This window comes from Streptomyces sp. NPDC051921, from assembly GCF_040680975.1.
Lineage (GTDB): Bacteria > Actinomycetota > Actinomycetes > Streptomycetales > Streptomycetaceae > Streptomyces.
Genome location: NZ_JBFAXU010000001.1, coordinates 147,691 through 161,523, shown reverse-complemented (window position 1 = coordinate 161,523; position 13,833 = coordinate 147,691). Strand labels below are relative to the sequence as shown.

Annotated in this window: 13 protein-coding genes; 7 read left to right on the top strand and 6 right to left on the bottom strand. The window is 72.9% G+C overall.

Annotated elements, in window-relative coordinates:
• Positions 1-107: 107 nt before the first annotated feature.
• Together AB0M16_RS00770 and AB0M16_RS00765 are read left to right on the top strand one after the other, a co-directional pair.
• Positions 108-662, top strand: coding sequence for a sigma-70 family RNA polymerase sigma factor (locus AB0M16_RS00770; RefSeq protein ID WP_365337269.1), 555 nt, complete (start codon positions 108-110; stop codon positions 660-662).
• Positions 659-1,966 carry a maleylpyruvate isomerase N-terminal domain-containing protein gene (locus tag AB0M16_RS00765; RefSeq protein ID WP_365337267.1) on the top strand — a complete coding sequence of 436 codons (1,308 nt, stop codon included), beginning with the start codon at positions 659-661 and terminating at the stop codon, positions 1,964-1,966. Before AB0M16_RS00770 ends, AB0M16_RS00765 begins: the two co-directional genes overlap by 4 nt.
• Before the next feature lie 132 nt (positions 1,967-2,098).
• Here the strand turns inward: AB0M16_RS00765 and purU are convergent, their stop codons facing one another.
• Both purU and AB0M16_RS00755 read right to left on the bottom strand, forming a co-directional pair.
• Positions 2,099-2,950, bottom strand: coding sequence for a formyltetrahydrofolate deformylase (purU, locus tag AB0M16_RS00760; RefSeq protein WP_365337265.1), 852 nt, complete (start codon positions 2,948-2,950; stop codon positions 2,099-2,101).
• Positions 2,951-3,095: 145 nt separating this feature from the next.
• Positions 3,096-3,614, bottom strand: a complete 519-nt coding sequence (locus AB0M16_RS00755) for a hypothetical protein (RefSeq protein WP_365337263.1) — start codon at positions 3,612-3,614, stop codon at positions 3,096-3,098.
• A gap of 121 nt (positions 3,615-3,735) precedes the next feature.
• On the opposite strand from AB0M16_RS00755, the gene AB0M16_RS00750 reads away from it, so the two are divergent.
• The gene (locus tag AB0M16_RS00750; RefSeq protein ID WP_365337262.1) at positions 3,736-5,010 is read left to right on the top strand and encodes an ABC transporter substrate-binding protein; all 1,275 of its coding nucleotides are present in this window, start codon (positions 3,736-3,738) and stop codon (positions 5,008-5,010) included.
• Positions 5,011-5,052: 42 nt separating this feature from the next.
• Here AB0M16_RS00750 and AB0M16_RS00745 read toward each other — a convergent pair whose 3' ends face one another.
• Both AB0M16_RS00745 and AB0M16_RS00740 read right to left on the bottom strand, forming a co-directional pair.
• The gene (locus AB0M16_RS00745; protein ID WP_365337260.1) at positions 5,053-6,327 is read right to left on the bottom strand and encodes a hypothetical protein; all 1,275 of its coding nucleotides are present in this window, start codon (positions 6,325-6,327) and stop codon (positions 5,053-5,055) included.
• Positions 6,328-6,474: 147 nt separating this feature from the next.
• Positions 6,475-7,857 carry a transcriptional regulator gene (locus AB0M16_RS00740; protein WP_365337258.1) on the bottom strand — a complete coding sequence of 461 codons (1,383 nt, stop codon included), beginning with the start codon at positions 7,855-7,857 and terminating at the stop codon, positions 6,475-6,477.
• A 319-nt stretch (positions 7,858-8,176) separates the two neighbouring features.
• Between AB0M16_RS00740 and AB0M16_RS00735 the strand changes: the two genes are divergently transcribed.
• From AB0M16_RS00735 to AB0M16_RS00720, 4 genes are all read left to right on the top strand, one after another.
• Entirely contained in the window at positions 8,177-8,854 is a 678-nt protein-coding gene (locus AB0M16_RS00735) for a bifunctional DNA primase/polymerase (RefSeq protein ID WP_365337256.1), read from the top strand.
• 93 nt (positions 8,855-8,947) lie between these two features.
• Positions 8,948-9,787 (top strand): ABC transporter ATP-binding protein, encoded by an 840-nt coding sequence (locus tag AB0M16_RS00730; protein ID WP_365337921.1) that lies wholly within the window; start codon positions 8,948-8,950, stop codon positions 9,785-9,787.
• Complete coding sequence (locus AB0M16_RS00725) at positions 9,784-11,433, top strand: transporter (protein WP_365337254.1); 1,650 nt, start codon at positions 9,784-9,786, stop codon at positions 11,431-11,433. Before AB0M16_RS00730 ends, AB0M16_RS00725 begins: the two co-directional genes overlap by 4 nt.
• 485 nt (positions 11,434-11,918) lie before the next feature.
• Positions 11,919-12,305: a subtilase-type protease inhibitor gene (locus AB0M16_RS00720; protein WP_365337919.1), complete on the top strand. Its 387-nt coding sequence runs from the start codon at positions 11,919-11,921 to the stop codon at positions 12,303-12,305.
• A gap of 23 nt (positions 12,306-12,328) precedes the next feature.
• On the opposite strand, the gene AB0M16_RS00715 is transcribed toward AB0M16_RS00720, so the two are convergent.
• Positions 12,329-12,634, bottom strand: coding sequence for a hypothetical protein (locus AB0M16_RS00715; protein WP_365337252.1), 306 nt, complete (start codon positions 12,632-12,634; stop codon positions 12,329-12,331).
• A 24-nt stretch (positions 12,635-12,658) separates the two neighbouring features.
• Positions 12,659-13,663, bottom strand: a complete 1,005-nt coding sequence (locus tag AB0M16_RS00710) for a hypothetical protein (protein WP_365337250.1) — start codon at positions 13,661-13,663, stop codon at positions 12,659-12,661.
• Positions 13,664-13,833 lie beyond the last annotated feature (170 nt).

The following is a 13,833-nucleotide window of genomic DNA, read 5'->3' as shown; positions in this document are numbered from 1 at the left end:
CGCCGGGTCCGGGCGCATTACTTTGGAACGTGTAACTCGGGTCGGGAGGGCTGTCGGGAGGGCCACGGATGGCGGCGAAGGACACACCACCGCGCTGGGACCGCAGAATGCAGCAGCGGTTGGCGCGCGGTGAGGCGGCCGCGCTGGGCGAGCTGTACGACCGCTTCGCCTCCCTCGTCCACAGCCTCGCGCACCGGGTCCTCGACGACGACGAGGCCGCCGACCAGATCACCCGCGAGGTCTTCGGCTACATCTGGGAGAACCCCGACGCGTACGACCCCAAGCAGGGCAACATGCGCTCGTGGGTGGCCCGGCTGACCCAGCGGCAGGCCGTGTACCGGCTGCGGCAGTCGGAGGCGGTGGCGTACGCCGAGCGCGGCGAGGGCTCGGCGGAGGAGCTGGAGCAGAAGGTGCGCCGGGCCTCGGCCGCGGCCCGCGCCGACTACATCGTGACGTCCATGCCGACCCCGCTGCGCCAGGCCCTGGAACTGGCGTACTTCCAGCGCCGGGACTACCGCCAGACGGCTGCCGACCTCGGGGTGACCGAGGACGAGGCGCGGCGCCGGCTGCGGCTCGGGCTGCAGCTCCTGTCGACGGCCAACACCCGGCCCCTGGAGGGCTCTTCGCCGCCCGGTTCCGGCGGCTACGGACGGGCACTGTGACCGGGGCGAACGACGGTCCCGAGGAGATCGCACGCGCCCCCCGGATACCGGGCCCACGGCCGGCCGCCGACGACCACGCGGACCTGACGACCCCTCTCCGGGACGTCGGCGACGGTGGGGACGGCCAGGACGTCCGGGATGTTCAGGGCCTTCCGGACTTTACGGACGGCGCCCCGTCGGCCGAGGCCGCCGAGCCGGTCCTCGAACTCCCCCACCGCGTGCTCAAGTCACTCCTCGGCGCATGGGCGCTGTCGGCCTGCTCGGCGGAGGAGACGCGGGCCGTCGAGTACCACCTCACCGAGTGCGCCCCCTGCGCGGACGAGGCGCTGCGGCTGCGCGACGCGGTGGGGCTGCTGCACGCCGAGCGTGACCTGGACCTCGACCCCCTGCTGCGCTCCCGTGTCCTGGAGAACTGCCTGGGGCGGCGCCCGGCCCGGATCCCCGTCCCGGCCTGGGCGACGCCGTACGACGCGGAGACCGCGCGGCTCGACGCGCTGCTGCGGGACATCGGCGAGTCGGAGTGGCACGCGCCGGTGCGGCTCAAGTGGTTCGAGGACGAGCGGCGGGTGCACCGGAAGACCACGGTCGCCGGGGTGATCGGACACCTCCTCGCCGTGGACGGCCTGGTGGCGGCCTCCCTCGGCCTGGACGACCCGCTGGGCGCGGGCACGGACGAGCTGTCGCCGGCCGAGCGGACGGACCAGTACTGGAACTCCGCGCACCGTCCGCCGACCCGGACGATCCGCGAGCCGTGGCGTGAGCAGAGCCACACCTTGATCCGCACGGTCTCCTTCGCGGGGCGCGGGGTGGCGGATCTGACGGTGACGTACGGGGACTTCGCCCTGCCGCTGCGGGACTCGCTCCTGGAGCGGGCCTTCGAGTGCTGGGTGCACGCCGAGGACATCGCGCAGGCGGTGGCGTACCCGTACGACCCGCCGACCGGCGCCCATATGCACGGCATGATCGACCTGGCGGCCCGGCAGCTGCCGGCTGCCCTGGCCGGCCGGCGCCGCGCGGGTCTCGCGGCCCCGGCCCGCGAGCTCGTCACGGCCGGCTCGCCCGGCCGCTCGCTCCACCTGGAGATCGAGGGCGCGGGCGGCGGCCACTGGTACATCGCCCTGGACTCCCCCGCGGCCCTCGGCTCGCGCGACCACGCGGTGGCCCAGGTGGCGATGGACGCGGTCGAGTTCTGCCAGCTGATCGCGGGCCACGTGCCGCCGGAAGAGGCGGCCGCGGGCCAGGACGGCGACCGCGAGGCCATCCGCGACGTGCTGTTCGCGGCGGCCTCGCTGAGCCGCCTGTAGCCGCTGCGCGAAGGCCTGGGGCGGACGCGTCGCGCGAAGGCCTCGGGCGCACGCGTCGCGCGGGGCCTCGGACGGAGGCGTCGCGCGAAGGCCTCGGACCAAGGCGGCCGGTGGGAGCCTCGGGCGGGCGCGTCAGGCGAAGACGACGGTGCGGCGCCCGTTGAGGAGGATGCGGCGTTCCGCGTGCCACTTGACCGCGCGGGCCAAGGCCTGGCACTCGACGTCACGGCCGATGGCGACCAGCTGGTCCGGGGTCACCTCGTGGCCCACCCGCTCGACCTCCTGCTCGATGATCGGGCCCTCGTCGAGGTCGGCCGTCACGTAGTGGGCCGTCGCGCCGATCAGCTTCACACCGCGGGCGTGCGCCTGGTGGTAGGGCTTCGCGCCCTTGAAGCTCGGCAGGAAGGAGTGGTGGATGTTGATGATCCGGCCCGAGAGCTGCTTGCACAGGTCGTCGGAGAGGACCTGCATGTAGCGGGCGAGGACGACGAGCTCGACGTTGTGCTCCTCGACCAGGGCCAGGAGCTCCGCCTCCGCCTCCGGCTTGGTGTCCTTCGTCACGGGGATGTGCCGGAAGGGGATGCCGTACGAGCCGACCAGCTCCGCGAAGTCGGTGTGGTTGGAGACGACGGCGACGATCTCGACCGGCAGCGCGCCGATCCGGGAGCGGAAAAGCAGGTCGTTCAGGCAGTGGCCGAACTTCGACACCATCAGCACGACGCGCATCGGCTCGTCGGCCCGGTTGATCTGCCAGTCCATCGCGAAGGCGTCGCCGACGGCGGCGAAGCTCGCCCGCAGCTTCTCCACCGTGACCGGGGACTCGGCCTGGAAGTGGACCCGCATGAAGAAGAGACCCGTGTCACGGTCTCCGAACTGCTGGCTGTCCTCGATGTTGCATCCCGTGATGAAGAGGTAGCTCGACACGGCGTGCACGATGCCCTGCTTGTCCGGGCACGAGAGAGTGAGGACGTACTGGTCGGTCATCCGGCTAGCGTGCCACACCCGGCGGGCCGGGCCCCCGGTCGTCCGTCAGACGGACGTCGAGCGGACACCGGACGGACACCGGACGGACCGCGCGCGGACGCCAGGCAGGCGGCGGCAGGCGGCAGGCCGTGGACTCGCCACGGCCTCAGGCGGAGCCCGTCATGATGCGGAGGACCTCCAGCGAGCGCGGCGGCGCGTCCGGGTCCTCCTCGTCGGCCGTCGCGAGCCGTACGTGCGCCTCGCGGGCCGCTCGTACGGCCTCCGGCCAGCCGTGGTGCTCCAGATACGCGGAGACCGGGGCGTCCGCGCCGACCTGGTGCATGATCCTCAGCACCCGCAGCACGGCCACGTCGACGAGGGCGGCCTCGCCGGAGTCGCGGAATATCGTCCCCACGTACTTCTCGGCTGACCAGCTGTCCAGCCAGGTGTCCTCGACCAGTCGGTAGACGGCGTCGGTGACGTCGCCGAACCCGTCCTGGCCGGCCAGCCAGGTCGTCTCGTGGAACCCCGGGTCCGAGAGCATGTGCAGCGCGGAGCGCACATTGGCGCGCCAGCGCCACCACGGCATGTCGTTGAGCGGCATGCCGCCCATGGTGGAGGAGCGACGGCCGCGACGGGAAGGGTTCACCGAACCGGAGGTGGGGGTGGAGGTGGTACCGGACATCGCTCGATCGTACGTTTCCCCACTGACAGCGCCCCTCCCGACCCCGGCCGACCCCGGTAATTCACCTTGACGTCACCTTGCGTTGAGTCTTGCTCACTCCCGCGTTACCCGTGGGGCGGAATTGTGCATGGTCATGACCGGTAGGCGACTCACCCCACTTCTCGCGTACGTCACGACAGCGGCGGCCGCAGCGTCGCTGCTCACCGGCTGCGGCGTTCTCCCTGGGGCCACGGGGGGCTCCAGGGAGCCCGTCACCGTCATGACGTGGGCCCCTGACCAGACCCGCGCCACCAACATGCCCGGCATGCCCGCCATGGCCCAGGCCTACGCCCGCTGGATCAACGCCAACGGCGGCATCGACGGCCACGAGCTCCGCGTCCTCACCTGCAACGAGCAGAACAGCAACTCCGGCGCCGCGGCCTGCGCGCGCCGGGCCGTCCAGGAAGGGGCCGTCGCCGTCGTCGGCTCCTACAGCCAGCACGGGCGCGCCTTCATGGCCCCGCTGGAGGGCGCCGGCATCCCCTACATCGGCGGCTACGGCCTCTCCGAGGACGAGTTCACCAGCCCGCTCTCCTATCCCGTCAACGGCGGCCAGGCCTCCCTCATCGCCGGACACGGCATGCAGCTCGCCGCGAGCTGCCGCAAGGTCTCCCTGGTCCGCCCCGACACCATCGCCGGCGACAAGCTGCCGGACCTGCTCAACTCCGGCCTGCGCGACGCCAGCCACCGCGGCGCCGTCGACATCCCGGCGGTCGAGGACGCCGCCGAGTACACGGAGCAGGCCGGCAAGGCCCGCCTCCGGGCCGGCAGCGAGAAGGGCTGCGTCACCGCCGTCCTCGGCGAGCGCACCCAGACCTTCTTCGACTCCTTCCGCCGCCTCCCGGAGCGCAAGGGCGACGACGGCGAGTCCGTCCGCATCTCCTCCGTCCTCGGGAGCGTCGGCCAGCCGCTCATCGACCGCACCGGCGGCGCGCACAGCCCGTTCGAAGGCGCCTACGTCACCGGCTGGTACCCGGACGCCGACGACAAGGCCTGGGAGCCGATGCGGAAGGTGATCAAGGAACACGCCTTCGTGGACAACCGGGTCGACCCCACGGACGCGGGCGTGCAGACGACCTGGATCGCGTACACCGTCTTCAAGCAGGTGGTCGAGTCCCTCGGCGGCGACAAGGTCACCGCCCTGCGGATCAGCCACGCCCTCGACCAGGGCGCCAAGATCGACACCGGTGGTCTGACGCCCCCGCTGCGCTGGCGCTACGACGACCTGCTCGGCGCCCGCGACTTCCCCCGGATCGTCAACCACGAGGTGACGTTCCAGGTCGTCCGGAACGGGCGGCTCGTGGCGCAGAAGCCCGGTTTCGTCGACGTCGGCGAGACGGTCCTGGCCGCACCGTAGCGGCCCGGAGCGCGCCCGCCCGCCGTCGGGCGGGCGCGCGGCCTACAGCTGGGTGGGCTCGCGCTTCGTCAGTCCGTACTTGTCGGCGGTCGGGTTCCACAGCCCGGCCGCCTCCTTCTTGGCGCTCGTCGCCTCGGCGCTCTTCTTGGTGGCCTCGACCGTCTGCGAGGTCGACCGGGCGTGGCCGCCCTTGCAGATCTTCTTGCCCTTCGCCTGCTCCGCCCAGGCCGCGTAGTGGTCGTCGGCGGCGGCGGACGCCTGCCAGGCCTTGGTGAGCGCCCCGGTCAGCGCCGAGCTGTTCGGCAGCTGGTCCACGGAGAGCCCCTGGAGCCGGGTGACCAGACCGCGGCGCTGCTCGGCGGCGCCGCGCAGGTCGCTCGCCGCCTGGTCGAGGTTGGTGCAGTTCTTGATCGCCTCGACGGAACGGATCACCGCGCCGCGACTGTTGTTGCTGTCGGCGAGCAGCTTGTCCAGCGCCTTCGCCTGCGTCTCCGCCGGGTCGGCGGCCTTCTCGGTCGCGCCGCCGGACGGCGCGGCGGAGCTGGCGGCCACGTTCTGCCCGCCCTTGGCGGTGTCCTTCTTGTCGTCGTCGCCGCCGCTGAGCAGCGCGCCCGCGCCGAGGCCGACCACGGCGCAGCCGGCGACCACGGCCGCGATCAGCACGGCCGGGGACCTGCGGCGCGCCGGCTGGGGCTCGTCGTCGTAGTACGCGTCCTGGTAGGCGTCCTGCTGGTACGCGTCCTGGTAGCCGTACTGCTGCGGGGGCGGCGGCTGCGGCGGCTGGTACTGCGGCTGCGGCACGACCGGGGGCGCCGCGGCCGGCTGCGGGGTCTCGCTGCGGAACAGGTTGTCGAAGTCGGCGAGCGGCGGCCGCTCCGGCTGCAGGTGCGGGGCCGGGGCCTGCGGGGGCACGGGCGCCATGTACTGGGTCGCCTGGGCGTCGGGGCCGCCCATGGCCGCGGGCGCCGGGCCACCGGCGACGGGCGGCAGGTACTGCGTGGCCTGGGCGTCCTGCGACCCCTGCGGGGCCTGCGGCGGCACGGGCGCGATGTACTGCGTCGCCTGCGAGTCCGGGCCCGGGTAGCCGTACCCGGGCTGCGGCTGGGCGGCCTGCGGGTAGCCGTAACCCGGCTGCGGGGCCTGGGCCGGCGGCGGATATCCGTAACCGGGCTGCGGCGGCGCCACCGGCGGCTGAGCCGGGACCGGCGGCAGGTACTGCGTCGCCTGGGCGTCCGCCGTGCCGCCAGGGGTCACCTCAGGGGGGAGGGGCTGAGCGGCCGGATACTGCTGCTCCGGCCCCTGTCCGCTGTGCGTCACCGGGACTCCTGTTGATGGACTGCTGGACCGAACCTACGGAATCGTCGGCTCACGCTACCCGGTGCGTGCGACCCCCCGCACACGTGTGTGACAGAGGTGTGACGTAGGCCCCGTCCGGCGGCCCCGGCCCCGGTCGCCGGACCGGCCCTACGCCGCGTAGAGGTCGAGCCGCGCCCCGAACTCCCGCACCACCGCCTCCCCCGCGTACGGCTCCAGGCGCTCCCGCAGGTCGCCCAGGTACTCCGCGCCGCGCGAGGAGCGCAGCGTCGCGAGCAGTTCCAGGGCGCGGGTGCCGGTGTGGCAGGCCTGCTCGACCTCGCGCTGCTGGACCTGTGCCGAGGCGAGCAGCGCCAGGCCGATCGCCCGCCGCCGGGCCCGGGTCCCGGGGTGGCCGGACAGCGACCGCTCGGCCGCCATGGCAGCCTCCCGCGCCTGCCCCAGGTCCCGGTGGCAGTGCGCCAGCTCGTCCGCGAGGTACGCGTCGTCGAAGTGGGCGATCCACGGGGGGTCGTCGCCCGCCTCCGGGTCGGCCCGCTCCAGGGCCTCCTCGGCGAGCCCGGCGACGCGCTCGAAGGCGTACGCGTCGCCGAGCAGCGCGTGGCCGCGGGCCTCCGCCGCCAGGAACATCGCCTCGGCCCGCGGCGGCACCTGGCCGCGTGCGCCCTCCTGCGCGGCCCGCGCGAGCTGCGCGATCTCCCGCGGGTTGCCGAGCTGGGCGGCCAGGTGGCTCATGGACGCGGCGAGCACATATCCGCCGTACGCCCGGTCGCCGGCCGCCTGCGCGAGCCGCAGGGCCTGGATGTAGTAGCGCTGGGCGAGCCCGGCCTGGCCGGTGTCCACGGCCATGTAGCCGGCGAGCTCGGTCAGCCGGGCGACCGCCGCGAACAGCTCCCGGCCCACCGTCTCCCGGTACGAGCCGGAGAGCATGCCCGACACCACGCTGTTGAGGTAGTGGACCACCACGGGCCGCACGTGCCCGCTGCCGAACCGCCGGTCCAGGTCGACCAGGGCGGCGGTCATCGCCCGTACCGCCGCGACGTCCGAGGCCCCGACCCGCGCCCCGGCGGCGCGTGCCACCTGCGGGTCGGCGGCGGTGATCAGCCAGTCCCGGCTCGGCTCGACGAGCGCGGAGGCGGCGACGGTCGAGCCGGACAGGAAGTCGCGCCGGCCGACGTCGCTGCGCCACAGCTCGCAGACCTGCTCGATCGCGCCGAGCACAGTCGGTGCGAACTGGAGCCCGACGCCCGAGGCGAGGTTGCGGCCGTTGGCCATGCCGACCTCGTCGATCGTGACCGTGCGGCCGAGCTTGCGGCCCAGGGCCTCGGCGATGATGCCGGGAGCCCGGCCGCGCGGCTGCTGCCCGCGCAGCCAGCGCGCGACCGAGGTCTTGTCGTACCGCAGGTCGAGGCCGCGCTCCGCGCCGACCATGTTGACCCTGCGGGCGAGGCCGGCGTTGGAGCACCCGGCCTCCTGGATGAGCGCCTGCAGCCGTTCGTTGGGCTGGCGGGCGACGAGTGGCCTGGCTGCCATGTTGACTACCCCCTGAGGCCGGTGCGGTGATCACGTCGGGTCCGGCGGTCAACGGCCGTTGATCGACGGGACTGTTGATCACTGTGCCCGGCTGATATCCGGTCAATGCAGATGTGAACACGCGAAACCGGACACGTCGGCCGCGGCCCTCGTGACGGCACGCCGCCGACGCCCCCCACCCGTGGATACCCACCCGCCGCTCGCCGGCCCCACGCGCGCCCCCGCTCATGCACCCGTGCGCCCCGCATGCAGGATCGATGCGCCACCCCGCTCGTCGCCCCGCCCGTAACCCCAGGTGACGGCGGCAGTTGAGTTCGACGTGGAAGAGACCATCGGAGTCACGGAAGCCGCACAGATCCCCCAGCAGCGAGGCGAGCTGCTGCTGGACAGCGCCGTGCGGTACGCGGAAGAGCGGCACTGGGACGTGTTCCCCGGGACCTGGCTGGAGGCGGTCGAGGGCAGGGAACGCTGCTCCTGCGGCGCGGACGCCTGCCCGTCGCCCGGCGCGCATCCGGCCAGGCCCGACTGGTCGACCCAGGCGACGGGCAGCGCCGTCGGGGCCCGGCGGATGTGGTCGAAGCAGCCGAAGGCGTCGATCCTGCTGCCCACCGGCCGCACCTTCGACGCGATCGAGGTGCCGGAGTCGGCCGGCTTCCTCGCCCTGGCCCGCATGGAGCGCATGGAGCTGACCCTCGGCCCGGTGACCTGCACCCCCGACCGCCGGATGTTCTTCTTCGTGCTGCCCGGCGCCGCGGTCAAGATCCACGACCTGGTGCGCAAGTTGGGCTGGGTGCCGTCCTCGATCGACCTCACCACGCGCGGCGAGGGGCACTACGTGGCCGCGCCGCCGACCCGGGTCGGCGGCTTCGGCGCGGTGCAGTGGGCCCGCAAGCCCACCCCGGCGAACCGCTGGCTGCCGGACGCGGAGGAGCTCATCAGCCCGCTCGCCTACGCGTGCGGGCGGGAGGCGGCCGACGCGCGGACGCGACGGGCCTGAGGACGGGGCTCTTTGGCCATACGGCCGTAAGGAGCCCAGCCGTATGGTTGTGCCCATTACCAACGGGGACAACCGAAGGGTTGACGCAACATGATGCCTGACCAGGCATTTGACGGAGTGTTCGAAACGGCGGGCGACGCATCGGGATCCGGTGGCGTGCCCGCCGTTCATGTCGAGGGGCTGTGGAAACGTTTCGGCCAGCAGATCGCGGTGAACGGGATCGATCTGGTCCTGCCCGCGGGCAAGTTCATCGGCCTGGTCGGCCCCAACGGCGCCGGCAAGACCACCACTCTGTCGATGATCACGGGGCTGCTCCGGCCCGACGCGGGCCGCATCCGGGTCGCCGGCCACGACGTGTGGGCCGACCCCGAGTCCGTCGCCCAGGTCAAGGCGAGGATCGGCATCCTGCCCGAGGGACTGCGCCTCTTCGAGCGCCTCTCGGGCCGTGAGCTCCTCGCGTACAGCGGCCGGCTGCGCGGACTGCCCGGAGCCGAGGTCGACAAGCGCGCGACCCAGCTGCTGGAGGTGCTCGACCTCGCCGGCTCGCAGCACAAGCTCGTCGTGGACTACTCGACCGGCATGCGCAAGAAGATCGGCCTCGCCGCCGCACTGCTGCACAACCCCGAAGTCCTCTTCCTGGACGAGCCGTTCGAGGGCGTCGACCCGGTCTCCGCGCAGACCATCCGCGGGGTCCTGGAGCGCTACACCTCCTCCGGCGCGACCGTGGTCTTCTCCAGCCACGTCATGGAGCTCGTGGAGTCGCTGTGCGACTGGGTGGCCGTGATGGCCGCCGGCCAGATCCGCGCGCAGGGCCCGCTGCAGCAGGTGCGGGGCTCGGCGCCGTCGCTGCAGGCCGCGTTCCTCGAACTGGTCGGCGCCCAGGGGCGGGACGCCGGGGAGTCCCTGGACTGGCTGGGCGGTCGGACCCGATGACCACAGCCACCCCGCCGGCCCCGACCGCCACGGCAGCGGCGGTCGCCTCGCCCTCCCTCACCTCCGTCTTCGTACGGCTCAAGCTGTCGCTGCTGAGGAACGGCCTGAAGCAGTCGGGCAGCCGCACCGCCGCCTACGTCGTCTCGATCGTCTTCTCCGCCCTCCTCGCCGTCGTGATGCTGTTCGCCTTCGTCCTGATGCGCGGGCACACGGCCGCGCCGACCGTCACCGTCCTGCTCGCCGGCGTCATCGCGCTGTCCTGGACGGTCATGCCGCTGTTCGTGCCGAGCGGCGACGAGACCCTCGACCCCTCGCGGCTCGTCATGCTGCCGTTGCGGCCCCGGCCGCTGGTCCGGGCGCTGCTCGTGGCCTCCCTGGTGGGGGTCGGCCCGCTCCTCACCACGATCCTGGCGGTCGGCGCGGGCCTGGCCCTCGCCGTCGGCGCGGCCGGGACGGCGGTCGCCGCCCTCGCGGTGCCGCTCGTCGTACTGACGTGCGTGGCGCTCTCGCGTTCGGTGGCCGCCGCGAACATCCGGCTCCTCACCTCACGCAAGGGCCGTGACCTGGCCGTCCTGTCCGGCCTGGTGATCGCGGTCGGCATGCAGTTCGTCAACTTCGGCGCGCAGCGGCTCGGGCGGGCCGGCGGCGTCTCCTCGCTGGAGCCGGCCGCCGAGGTGGTGGGCTGGCTGCCGCCGGCCTCCGCGGTCTCCGCGATCGACGCGGCCGGTGACGGCGACTACGCGATCGCCGCCGTCAAGCTGGTGCTCACCGCGGCCGCGGTGCTGGGGCTCCTGTACTGGTGGCAGCACAGCCTGGTCCGCCTGATGACCGAGCCGGACGGCTCCACGATCGGCGCGTCCCCGGACGCGGGGGCCAAGGACACGTCCGCCTCCTCCGGGCGGCTCGGCCGACTGCTGCCGGGCGGGCGCACGGGCACGGTCATGGAGCGCAGCCTGCGCTACATCTGGCGCGACCCGAAGACGAAGTCGGCGTGGGTGACCTCGCTCGCCATCGGCGCGATCGTCCCCCTCTTCAACGCGCTGCAGGGCACGGGCTCGATCTACTTCGCCTGCTTCGCCTCGGGCATGCTCGGCATGCTGATGTACAACCAGTTCGGCCAGGACACCTCCGCCTTCTGGATGGTGGCGCAGACCATCGCGACACCGGCCGACGCGTACGCCGAACTCCGGGCCCGGGCCCTCGCGCTGCTGACGATCACGGTGCCGTACACGGCCCTCGTGACGACGGCGACGGCCGCCGTGCTCGGCCGTTGGGACCGGCTGCCGGAGGCCCTGGGCGTCGCGTTCGCACTGCTCGGCGCGATGATGTCGACGGGGGCTTTCGCCTCGGCGAACTTCCCGTACTCGATCCCGCAGGACAGCGCCTACAAGAACGTGGCCCCGGGCCAGGGCGGCCTCGCCTGGATCTCCATCTTCGGCGGCATGCTCGCCTCGGCGCTGCTGTGCGCCCCGGTGATCGGCCTGACGCTCTTCCTCCACCTCGCGGACCACGAGTCGCTGCTGTGGGTCCTGCTCCCGGGCGGTGTGCTCTACGGCGCGCTGCTCGTCCAGGGCGGCCTGAAGCTGGCGGCGCCGCGCGTGGCGGGCCGGCTGCCCGAGATCCTGGCGGCGGTCAGCAAGGGCTGACGTCTCGTCGGACCGCCGGGAAGGACGGAAGGGCCGGGCTCCTGCGGGGGTCCGGCCCTTCGGCGTGTTTCCGGTCGAGCCGAGCGGGTCGGATGTCCTACAAGGCCGAACCAGTTTTGGATCGGCGCAGGTCAGGGGGTTGTTCGGGCTTGAACCGCCCGCGCGCACGAGTCCCCGCGAGGCGGTCCGGAAGTGGCGGTTCCCCTGCCCCAGCTGGCCGAACGACCAGTCGGTCGGCCCCGGCCGGGCGGACCGGCCGGAAAGCGGCGCACGGATGTGCGATCACCCTCCGCGTCGACAAGACTCCACTCCGCATCCACATCTGCGTGCACAACCGTGCCCACCGCATCTGCGCACACAACCGTGCACACCCGCAGCTGCGTGCACATCCGCACCCGCAGCCACACAAGCGAAAGGGAATCCCCGTGCGTTACTTCCGCGCATTCGGCGCCACCGCGCTCGCCACCGCGAGCGGCCTCGCCCTCATCGGCACCGCGATCACCGGCACCGGCACGGCCCAGGCCGCGCCGACGGGCCTGTACGCGCCCTCGGCGCTCGTCCTCACCGTCGGCAAGGGCCAGCGCCCGGCCACCGCCACGGTCGTCCGCGCGGTCACCCTCGCCTGCGCCCCCGGCGCCTCCGGCAGCCACCCCGACCCGGTCGCGGCCTGCGCCGAACTGTCGGCCGTCGGCGGTGACTTCGCCCGCCTGCAGGCCTTACCGGGCAACCGCCCCTGCACCCGCGAGTGGAACCCCGTCTCGGTCACCGGCGAGGGCGTCTGGCAGGGCAAGCGCGTCCGCTGGTCGGCCAACTACGGCAACCCGTGCGAGCTGCGGGCGCGTACGGGCGAGAGCACGGTCTTCGCCTTCTGACGGCGCTGCGCGAACCGGCCGGCTCACGGGTCCACCGGCATGTCCGGGACCCCGCTCTCGATGAGGCAGTCGCGGCGCGGATCCACCGCGTGGGTCCGGCTGTCGCCGGGAGAGACGGACGGGGTGGGGTCGCCGGGCGGCTCGGCGGCCGCGGGCGTACCGGAGGAGGACGGACATGGCCGCTCCTCCTCCGGTACGGGACCGCCGGCCCCTTCGTCCCCGCACGCGGCCAGCGTGCACAGCAGCAGCACCACGGTGACGACACCGAACGTGCCGAACGGGCCGTACCTGCCGTACCTGCCGTACCTGCCGTACGCGGACCGCGTCATGGAACACCGCCTGTCGGGAGACCGTCAGTAGGTCGAGTACTTGTTGAACGCGTCGCCGACCCAGGTCGCGAAGTACGGCGAGCGCATCTCGGTCGGGTTGTTCTTGTCGTTGACGTTGCTGTTCACGCCGTTGACCCAGCCGCTGTAGTAGACGTTGTCGTCCTTGCCGTAGATCCAGGGACCGCCACTCGATCCGCCGGTCATGTTGCACGGCATCTTGATCTGGTCGGTGGTGAAGATGCTGCGCTGGGAGGTGGTCGCGGCGCAGTAGTACTGCCACTGGCCGTCGAAGGGCGGGGCCTGCGGATAGCCCATGGCGGTCATGTAGCGGTCCTTGGACTGGTTCCACTGGAGGCCCAGGCCGCCGACGGCGTTGACGAGTTCGCCGCTGGAGTTCGGCGAGGTGATGACGATGCCGAGGTCGTACCCGAAGTTGCCGCTCTGCGTCCAGCCGTTGAACGCGACGAGGGTCTCGGCCCACCAGGTGCCGTAGGGCCGGCTGCCGTGGTCGTAGTACGGCACGAACTGCCAGTTGGACGACCAGGACTTGCCCGGACCGCCGTGCACGCAGTGGCCGGCGGTGAACACCATGTTCTTGTTGGCGCTGTTGACGGCCGAGCCGGAGCAGACGTAGTCGACGCCGTCCGAGCCCCTGTAGAAGACCTTGCCGACGACCCGGGTCGCGGTGACCGCGATCTTGATGCCGCCCGGGGCCGTCACGGTGCCGGGCACCGGGTCGGAGCCGGTGACCGCGGGCCCGGTGGGCCGCTGCGGCGCTGACGTCGTGCGGACGCTGCTGCGGCCGACCGGCTCCGCCGGGACGGCCTTCGCCATCCGCTCGGGAGTCCAGTACCGGGCCGTACGGGCCGCGGCGCCGGACGGGACGGCGTGCTCGACGGCCTGGGAGGCGACGGGGGCCGGTGCCTCGGCGGGCGCCTGACCGGCATGAGCAGCGGTGGGGAACAGGAGCAGGGCGGCCGCGGCGGCGATGCCCGCAGCGAGGGAACGTCTGTGACGTAGGCCCGACACGTGATACCTCGATCTCCGTTGCTGACATGGACACGCAAAGCTCAGCGGCTGCGTGACGGTCCGTCAACGGAGAGTGAGGGGAATGGCCGGTTCGCCCGTGCGGTTTTCGGCCGGGCACGGCGACCGGGCGGTGAACACACGAGAACGGCCGGCCTCGTGGGCTCGGCGCG